Annotated in this window: 8 protein-coding genes; 7 read left to right on the forward strand and 1 reads right to left on the reverse strand. The window is 42.2% G+C overall.

The genetic code is table 11. The annotated features are described in order from the left end of the window. Positions 1 to 2 precede the first annotated feature (2 nt). From LJE09_RS12845 to LJE09_RS12870, 6 genes are all read left to right on the forward strand, one after another. The gene (locus LJE09_RS12845; protein ID WP_055057204.1) at positions 3 to 773 is read left to right on the forward strand and encodes an SseB family protein; all 771 of its coding nucleotides are present in this window, start codon (positions 3 to 5) and stop codon (positions 771 to 773) included. A gap of 179 nt (positions 774 to 952) precedes the next feature. Further along, positions 953 to 1,330, forward strand: coding sequence for a GntR family transcriptional regulator (locus LJE09_RS12850; RefSeq protein ID WP_020993363.1), 378 nt, complete (start codon positions 953 to 955; stop codon positions 1,328 to 1,330). Positions 1,331 to 1,338: 8 nt separating this feature from the next. Further along, positions 1,339 to 3,801 (forward strand): ATP-dependent Clp protease ATP-binding subunit, encoded by a 2,463-nt coding sequence (locus LJE09_RS12855; protein WP_227311411.1) that lies wholly within the window; start codon positions 1,339 to 1,341, stop codon positions 3,799 to 3,801. A gap of 229 nt (positions 3,802 to 4,030) precedes the next feature. After that, entirely contained in the window at positions 4,031 to 4,444 is a 414-nt protein-coding gene (locus LJE09_RS12860) for a hypothetical protein (RefSeq protein ID WP_008705473.1), read from the forward strand. Next, positions 4,438 to 5,814: a DNA repair protein RadA gene (radA, locus tag LJE09_RS12865; RefSeq protein WP_026650099.1), complete on the forward strand. Its 1,377-nt coding sequence runs from the start codon at positions 4,438 to 4,440 to the stop codon at positions 5,812 to 5,814. The genes LJE09_RS12860 and radA overlap by 7 nt, the downstream gene beginning before the upstream one ends. Positions 5,815 to 5,928: 114 nt before the next feature. Then, on the forward strand, positions 5,929 to 6,594 hold the full coding sequence (locus LJE09_RS12870) for an HAD family hydrolase (RefSeq protein WP_173721538.1): 666 nt from the start codon (positions 5,929 to 5,931) through the stop codon (positions 6,592 to 6,594). Between the two features lie 118 nt (positions 6,595 to 6,712). Here LJE09_RS12870 and LJE09_RS12875 read toward each other — a convergent pair whose 3' ends face one another. Continuing rightward, positions 6,713 to 8,104, reverse strand: a complete 1,392-nt coding sequence (locus LJE09_RS12875; protein ID WP_227311412.1) for a sodium-dependent transporter — start codon at positions 8,102 to 8,104, stop codon at positions 6,713 to 6,715. A gap of 136 nt (positions 8,105 to 8,240) precedes the next feature. Here LJE09_RS12875 and LJE09_RS12880 point away from each other — a divergent pair, with 136 nt between their 5' ends. After that, entirely contained in the window at positions 8,241 to 9,107 is an 867-nt protein-coding gene (locus tag LJE09_RS12880; RefSeq protein ID WP_008705469.1) for a LysR family transcriptional regulator, read from the forward strand. Positions 9,108 to 9,463: the final 356 nt, after the last annotated feature.

Genomic DNA, 9,463 nt, shown 5'->3' on the forward strand with positions numbered 1-9,463 from the left:
TAATGGGAATCAGCAAAGAAGAAGCAATCAAGGAATTACAGAACAGAGAGACAGTATTTGTTGCATACTCACAGGCTACCAAACTGCCATATGTGAAATGTGACGAAGAGACTTATAATGACCAGGCATGGATTTTTTCCACAGAAGAAGGAATCAAAGAATTCGGCAAAAAAATGCTGGAAGAAAAGGTTCTTCTTATGGGTATGAAATTTACCAAGAAGGATTATCCCAGATTATATGGAACTTTCTATGCAATTGGCGTAAATACAGTTGTATGGGTAGATGGTGAAGATAAGATTGAGATTGATCTTACTGATATTGCAAAACAGGCAGATATGAGCAAGATTGAGCCGGCTAAGAGACCGCTTCTGAATCCTACACTGGAGCTTTCCGGCATTTACTTTATGCAGGAACTCCGCCGTCCGGTAGAGAAGGATCAGCATGGAAATCTTCGTGAGCTTGAGGAAGAACTGATCGTAAACCTGAAGAAATCCGAATATCTGGTTGCTATGAATGTAGATCCTGAAGATCCTAAGAAGATCAATATTCCGTATCTCAAAAATAAAAAAGAAGAAATTCTCCAGCCTGTATTTACAGACGTTATGGAACTTGAGAAGTTTACAAAAGGTCAGAAGCTGCGTATTGCGAAAGTACCGTTTGCAAAACTTCCGGAGCTGTTAATCGATAAGGCAATGGCTTATGCAGTTAATCCATTAGGCTTTAACCTTGTTCTGAACAGAGAACAGCTCAATAAGATCATTGGCTTAAAATAATCAAGTCATGTAGATGAAATTCAGTTGACAGAAAGAAGATAAAGGGTGTGCATGCTGTGTGAGAACATGGCAGTACACCCCTTTTTGTTTTGAAAAATAATACAGCAATACGTCTTTCTGTTGCAAAAAATGTTGGTTTGTGCTAGGATATGTGTAACACAAAAAGGAGAAGAAAACGTATGATGATAGAAATAGATTTCAGCAGTGATGAAGCCATTTACATCCAGCTGACCAATCAGATCATCATGGGGATTGCTACGTCAAGACTGCAGGAGGGAGATACACTGCCATCAGTGAGACAGCTTGCAGATACAGTTGGGATAAATATGCATACAGTAAATAAAGCATATTCACTGTTGCGACAGGAGGGATTTGTCACTATCGACCGCAGACGTGGTGCAGTGATTTCTATTGATGTAAATAAACGGAAAGCATTGGAAGAACTGAAACAGAATCTCATGGTGGCGCTTGCGAAAGGATGTTGCAAGAGCGTAAGCAGAGAGGAAGTACATCAGCTTATTGATGAGATTTTTGACGAATATGATGAAAACAGATAGGAGAGGACATGGAGAGACAATTTACCAGACAGGCAGAGAATGCCCTCAAATTGGCAAAGACAACTGCGAAAACCTGTGGACATGGATATATCGGAACAGAACATCTTCTTGCAGGTCTTTTGAAAGAACCTGAAGGCACTGCGGGAAAAGTGCTGCAGGAATTTAACGTAGAAGAAGAAAAACTCAGGGAACTTATCAGCAGCCTGGTTACACCGGTTCAGGGCAATACTGCGGCAGCAGAAACAAAAGATCCCCAGTACAGCCCGAGAGCAAGAAGGATCATTGAACAGGCGAAGGAAGATGCTGAGAGTATGGAATGTCTTTGCGGAACAGAGCACCTGTTGCTTTCGCTTCTGAAAGAGACAGACTGCGTAGCAACCAGACTGCTTTTTACAATGGGAGTAAATATCCAAAAGTTGTTTGCGGCTATCCTGACAGCTATGGGATTTGACAATGATACCATTGCAGAGGAATTTCAGTACGCAAGGAATGCGGGAAACAAAAAAGTGACCAGTACCCCTACGCTAGATCAGTACAGTCGTGACCTGACACAGCTTGCAGCAGAGGGAAAACTGGATCCTGTGATAGGGCGTGATAAAGAAATTACCAGACTGATTCAGATTCTGAGCAGACGTACGAAGAATAATCCGTGTCTGACAGGGGAACCCGGAGTAGGTAAGACTGCCATTGTAGAGGGACTTGCACAGCGCATCGTTATGGGAATGGTTCCGGATACAGTGAAGGATAAGCGTCTTGTTGTGTTAGATCTTTCCGGCATGGTTGCGGGAAGCAAATACAGAGGTGAATTTGAGGAACGCATTAAGAATGTGATCCAGGAAGTAAAAGAACATCAGGGAATTCTGCTGTTCATTGATGAAATCCATACCATCATCGGAGCAGGTGGAGCGGAGGGAGCACTGGATGCTTCTAATATCCTGAAACCTTCTCTTTCCAGAGGTGAGATTCAGCTTATCGGCGCGACTACTCTGGAGGAATACCGTAAATATATTGAAAAAGACGCAGCACTGGAACGAAGATTCCAGCCTGTGACAGTGGAAGAACCATCTTCAGAGGAGACTGTTGAGATCCTTAAAGGTCTGCGTCCATATTATGAGAAACATCATGGGGTAAAGATTGAAGATGAGGCACTTGAGGCAGCAGTAAAAATGTCACAAAGATATATCAATGACCGTTTCCTTCCGGATAAGGCAATTGATATTATTGATGAAGCAGCATCAAAGGTTCAGCTTGCGGGTTATCAGTCAGCACCTGAAATGGAACAATATGAAATGGAACTGAATGAACTTCGTGAGGAGAAAGAACAGGCAGTTAAGACTGCAGATATTGAACGCGCAAAAAAAGCACAGGTACGCCAAAATGAAGTGGAAGCCGAAATGGAGAAAATCCGCATTAAGACTGAACGTAGAAATAAGAGGAAGAAACTTGTTGTAGATGAAGCTGCTGTTGCAGAGACGATTTCTGACTGGACAAAGATTCCTCTTCAGAAACTGACAGAGGGAGAAACCAAACGTCTTGCTCGTCTGGAGAAAGAACTTCATAAACGTGTGATCGGACAGGATGAGGCAGTGAAAGCTGTTGCGCAGGCAGTGAAACGGGGAAGAGTAGGACTTAAAGATCCGAACCGTCCCATTGGTTCTTTCCTTTTCCTTGGACCTACAGGTGTTGGTAAGACAGAACTTTCCAAGGCTCTGGCAGAAGCTGTCTTTGGAAGTGAACAGGCGATGATTCGTGTAGATATGTCCGAATATATGGAGAAACACAGTGTCTCCAAGCTGATCGGTTCTCCTCCGGGATATGTAGGATATGAAGAAGGCGGCCAGCTCAGTGAGAAGGTCCGCAGAAATCCGTACAGTGTATTGCTTTTTGATGAGATTGAGAAGGCACATCCGGATGTGTTTAATATACTTTTACAGGTGTTGGATGACGGTCATATTACAGATGCACAGGGAAGAAAAGTCGACTTCAAACAGACGATTATTATTATGACTTCCAACGCAGGGGCACAGGCAATCATGGAACCGAAACGTCTGGGATTCATGTCTGATAATGATGAGAAGAAAGACTATGAACGAATGAAAGGCGGTGTGATGGAAGAAGTGCGCCGGATTTTCAAACCGGAGTTCCTGAACCGAATTGACGATATCATGGTGTTCCATGTGCTGAATAAAGAAGATATCCGGAAAATTGTGACATTGCTTCTTAAAACACTGGAGAAACGATGTGCAGAACAGATGGAAATTCATCTTACAGTGACAAATGCTGTGAAAGATTTTATTGCAGAAAAAGGTTCTGATAATAAATATGGTGCCAGACCGCTGCGTCGTGCAATTCAGAGTAAGATAGAAGATGCGCTTGCAAACGAGATTCTGGAAGGCAGAGTAAAACGTGGAGATAGTGTACAGGTGAAACTTCATAAAAACGAGATTGCATTTGAAGTGAAAAAACAGTAGAAATCTCTGAGCAGACAGATATTTACAATTAAAGCAGAGGACTCACATGATTCACAGAAATTGTGAAATTAGTATAAAAAAATCAGTGAGATACTGGTCAAAAAAGTGAATGTATTATATAATAAGCACATAAAATGTCGGAAAAGTACAGAGATAGTGAAAAACTGTACGGCATCGGCAGATGAACCGGTGGAGCGGCAAACAAAAGAGTCTTAGGAGGACATAGGAAATGGCAGTAGTAAAAGAATTAATCCGTACAGAAGAGAATGGAGCAATCAGCTTTGGTGACTATGAGCTTGCACAGAAGTCTAAATTATCAGACTATCAGCATCAGGGCGATATGTATAAAGTAAAAACTTTTAAGGAGATTACCAAGCTCGAGAGAAACGGAATGTTCGTTTACGAATCAGTTCCGGGAACAGCAGTATTTAATCTTACACAGAGTGAAGCTCAGATGGATTTCCATGTAGAGGGACCGGAAGATGCACAGATCACAGTGGAGATGGAGCCGGATACAGAATATGAAGTATTTATTGAGCAGGCAAGCACAGGTAAGATGAAAACAAACCTGGGCGGTAAACTTTCCTTTAGCGTGGAACTTGGCAATGCTGCAAGAGTAGAAGTAAAGATTGTAAAATGCTGAAAAATAAAAAGACGGTATATTTTTGTCAGGAGTGCGGATATGAATCCGCAAAATGGATGGGGCAGTGCCCGGGATGCAAGTCCTGGAACACCTTTGTGGAAGAGACAGTTTCCACAAAGAAGCCATCCTCTTCTGGAGCAATGAAATCATCAGAAAAAAGGCAGGAACCGGTGATCCTTAAAGACATCAGCCTGTCAGAAGATGAACGGCAGACAACTCAGATTGGTGAACTTGACAGGGTGCTGGGCGGCGGTATCGTCCCCGGCTCCCTTGTTTTAGTGGGAGGAGATCCGGGAATCGGAAAATCAACGCTGCTTTTACAGGTGTGCAGGAATCTGGCAGAGAAGCAGGTTTCGGTTCTTTATATTTCAGGTGAGGAATCTCTGAGACAAATTAAGCTGAGAGCTAATCGTATCGGGCAGTTTACGGATAAGATGCAGCTTTTATGTGAGACGAACCTGGAAGTGATACGTGAGGTGATCGAGCGCAGAAAACCGGATGTGGTTGTAATCGATTCCATTCAGACTATGTTTCACGAAGATGTAAGTTCGGCACCGGGAAGTGTCTCTCAGGTGAGAGAATCTACCAATATCCTTATGCAGATCGCAAAGGGGATGGGGGTGTCCATTTTTATTGTAGGTCATGTGACGAAAGAAGGAAATGTGGCAGGTCCGAGAGTGCTGGAGCATATGGTAGATACCGTGCTCTATTTTGAAGGAGATCGCCACGCATCTTACCGTATTTTGCGTGCAGTAAAGAACCGTTTTGGATCTACGAATGAGATTGGTGTTTTTGAAATGTGTAATACAGGTCTTGAGGAGGTGAAGAATCCGTCGGAATATATGCTGAATGGCAGACCGGAGGATGCGTCGGGTTCTGTTGTGGCGTGTTCTATGGAAGGAACCCGGCCGATTCTGGTTGAAATTCAGGCACTTGTGTGCCAGAGTAATTTCGGGATTCCGAGGCGGACAGCGGTGGGAACTGATTTTAACAGAGTGAATCTCCTTATGGCTGTGCTTGAGAAGAAAGTCGGACTCCGTCTGGCTGCATCGGATGCTTATGTCAATATTGCAGGGGGAATGAAGATGACAGAGCCGGCAATTGACCTTGGGATCTGTCTGGCGATTGTTTCCAGTGCGAAGGATATTGTGATTCCTGATAATGTGATGGTGTTTGGCGAGGTTGGCCTGAGTGGTGAAATCCGCGCAGTGAATATGGCAGGCCAGCGTGTGCAGGAGGCGAAAAAACTGGGATTTGGAACAGTTGTGCTGCCAGAAGTGTGTAGGTCTTCTGTTGGAAAAGTGGAAGGAATCAACTTGGTTTATGTGTCGCAGATTCGTGATGCGATTGGTTATATTATGAAAAAATAGATTGTCAGACTACTGGCTTATATATGGTTTGAATAAGTCGATCAGACTGTCGTCAAAGATATTTTTGCCTGAGAAAGTCTGCTGATAGAGAGAAAGAGGAAAGGATCAAAAGTTATGGCGAGTGGAATTGATACAGTGATATTTGATATGGATGGAGTGATTTTTGATTCGGAGATTCTTGTGCTTCAAGCGTGGAAAGAAGTGGCAGAACGTCATGGAATCGCAGGAGTTGAGGCGGCATGTCATGAGTGTCTGGGAACAAATAGTGTTGTAAGTAAAGGGGTTTTTCTGAAGCATTATGGTGAAGATTTTCCGTATGAGGAATATAAAGCGGAGATGGCAGAGGTGTTTTTCAGTCATGCTTCCGGAGGTAAACTGGCAAAGAAGCCGGGGGTTGAGGAGCTTTTGAAATATCTGAAGATGAGGGGATTTAAGATTGGGCTTGCCAGTTCTACCCGGGAGGCACTGGTGCGTTCGGAGATTTCAGATGGCGGACTGCTGGGATATTTTGATCAGATTATCGGGGGAGATATGGTGGAACGGAGTAAGCCGGAACCGGATATTTTTCTGGAGGCTTGCAGACGACTGGGGACCAGACCGGAGAATTGTTATGTGATTGAGGATTCTCATAATGGAATCAGGGCGGCTTATGCAGCAGGGATGCATCCAATCATGGTGCCGGATCTGATGGAGGTGACGGAGGAGATGAAGTCCCTCGCAGAAGAGATTCTGGGATCGCTTTGCGCAGTGCAGGAATTTTTGCAGGGGTCAGGCATATAAATTCATTTGTTTTTATGAGTGTCAGTGATTGAATAAAAAAGAAATCTGTTTTTACTGGTGTTTATTTCAAAACTTTTCCAGGAAAACAGATTCCTTTTTTGTTATATTAAGTTTTTGCTTATGAGAGAACTCCTGTTGACTGTAAAAACAGGATAAACATCATAACCGGCGCAACATAGCGGATCATGATTCGATAAAGTTTTTTTCTGCGGAATCTGCTGCCGTTTCGTTCCATTTCATCAATGACATAATTAGGTGTCATAACCCATCCGATCAGGATGGTGGAAAGTAATGCGATAAATGGCATCATAACACTGTTGCTGATGTAATCCATAATATCAAGCAGCTGTCCTGTAGAGCCATTGGGCAGTTCCACTTCTACATAGAAAATGCTGTATCCCAAAGCAATGATCGCAGAAGCAGCAAGATAAACTGCAGATAAAACAGAAACAGTTTTTTTTCTGCCTGTGTGGAAGATTTCCATACAGTTTGCAACGATGGATTCCAACACAGAGATGCAGGATGACAGTGTTGCAAAAATAGCAGTTACGAAAAAGAGGATTCCTACAAATATGCCTGCTTTTCCCATGGCTGCAAAGACCTTTGGGAGAGAAACAAACATAAGGCTTGGACCGGCTCCCATTCCTTCTGTTCCGGAAAATACGAATACAGCAGGGATGATCATGGCACCTGCAAGAAATGCCACTCCTGTGTCAAAAATTTCAATCTGATTAACAGCCTTGTTTAAGTCAACATCAGGTTTTACATAAGAACCGTAGGTGATCATGATTCCCATGGACACGCTGAGAGAGAAGAACAGCTGACTCATTGCATCCAGTAAAATCTGTAAAAATCGCTGTACAGTAAGCCCCTCAAGATTTGGGGTCAGGTAATAAAGAAATCCCTGGATCCCGGTATGTACCTGGCCGGAAGAATCTGTATGTTTCAGAGTCAGGGAATAAATGGAGATGATGACAACGAGTACCAGAAGAACCGGCATCATCCATTTGGATACTTTTTCAATACCATCCTGCACACCATTGTATACAATAAATGCAGTTACACCCATGAAAATAAGTGCAAAAATAACAGGTGAGGTGGAGGATGTGATAAAAGAAGTAAAATAATCATCTGCTGCAGCAGCCTTTGCCTGTCCTGTCAGGTAGACTACAGCATATTTGGTGATCCATCCACCGATCACTGCGTAATAAGTCATAATAAGAACAGGTACAAGAAAAGTCAGAATGCCTAAGAATTTCCACTTGGGCTTCATTTCAGCATAAGCACCGATCGCACTTTTCTGAGTGCGGCGGCCGATTGCGATATCAGATGTAAGCAGGGTAAATCCAAATGTAAGTACAAGTATAAAATAAATGATTAAAAACAGACCGCCTCCATCTTTGGCTGCAAGATATGGGAATCTCCATAAATTGCCTACTCCTACAGCACTGCCGGCTGCGGCAAGGACAAACCCGAGCTGTCCTGAAAAATGATTTGATTTCCTTTCCATAATAGATAATCTCCTGTATGATTTATGTTTGCATAAGTACGATAACATATGTTAACATATAAGTAAAATGAATGTTTTTGCTAGTATACATTAAAAAAAGTAATGGATAAAAACAGACAAGAAGTAAGGATCGTAAATGAAGGAAATCAGAGACAGATATGAAATTTTTTTGAAGGTATGTGAGACTGGAAGTTTTTCGAAAGCAGCAGAGGCGCTAAACTATACACAATCGGGAATCAGTCAAATGATGGCCGGATTTGAGGAGGAACTGGGAGTACAGTTATTTGCAAGAGCTAAAAAGGGTGTAACTCTGACGGATAATGGAAGAATGCTGATGCCTTATATACAGGAGATGACAAATCAGAAAGATAAACTTAGACAGGCTGCTTTTAATATTAATCATAAAATAGAAGGAAAACTCAGAATAGGAAGCTTTTCCAGTGTAACTGCAATGTGGATGCCGGAAGTGATCCATTATTTTAATAGAAATTATCCACAGGTTGAGGTGCAGATCTTTGATGGAAATTATGATGAGATCAGAGACTGGATCATACATGGGCAGGTGGACTGCGGATTTCTGTCTTCGATCGTTGCAGATAATCTGAAGTTTTATCCATTATGTGAGGATCCTCTCTGTGCTGTGATGCAGAAAAATCATCCTCTTGCAGAAAAGAAAAGTGTGAGACTGGAAGAACTGTTGGAGTATCCTTTCATTATAGAGACTCCGGGATGTGATAATGATATTTTGCATTTATTGGAAAGATGTGGGAAGGAGCCAAAGACTTCTTACAGTTTTCGTGATGATACGCTTATTATGGCATTTGTGAAAAATGGGCTGGGAGTGACGATCTCACAGAAGCTGGTTATGAAGGCGTTTGCCAATGATGTAGAGAGCAGACCTCTTGAACCGGGGAGATCCAGAATTATTGGGTTGGCATTTGTAAAAACAATGAACTCGGTTGTGACGAAGATATTGTTGGAATATCTAAAGGGGATGATGTAGTATTTTGCAGTGAAGAGAGTCCTGTTTTATGGCATATATGGCATGAAAATAAAAAGATTGTCAAATTATGGAATTAACTGTTGACATTGTGGCTTTTCGGTGTTATATTAGATGAGCTGTCGGGAATAATTGTTTGTAAGATAAAAACAATTTAAAAAGATTTCTGAAAGAAAAAAGAAATTCCAAAAAGTGCTTGACAACTTAAAACAAACATGTTAAAGTAACCAAGTCGCTTGAACAGAGCCGACAATCACAGATCAGAAGAACAGTTCCGAAATCCGGAAGAGTTCGAAAAACTTTGAAAAAGTGCTTGACAAAGAAAAAGAGATGTGATAAAGTAAACAAGCTGTCGCAAG

The sequence above is a fragment of the Blautia sp. DFI.3.45 genome, from assembly GCF_020593505.1.
Lineage (GTDB): Bacteria > Bacillota > Clostridia > Lachnospirales > Lachnospiraceae > Blautia_A > Blautia_A wexlerae.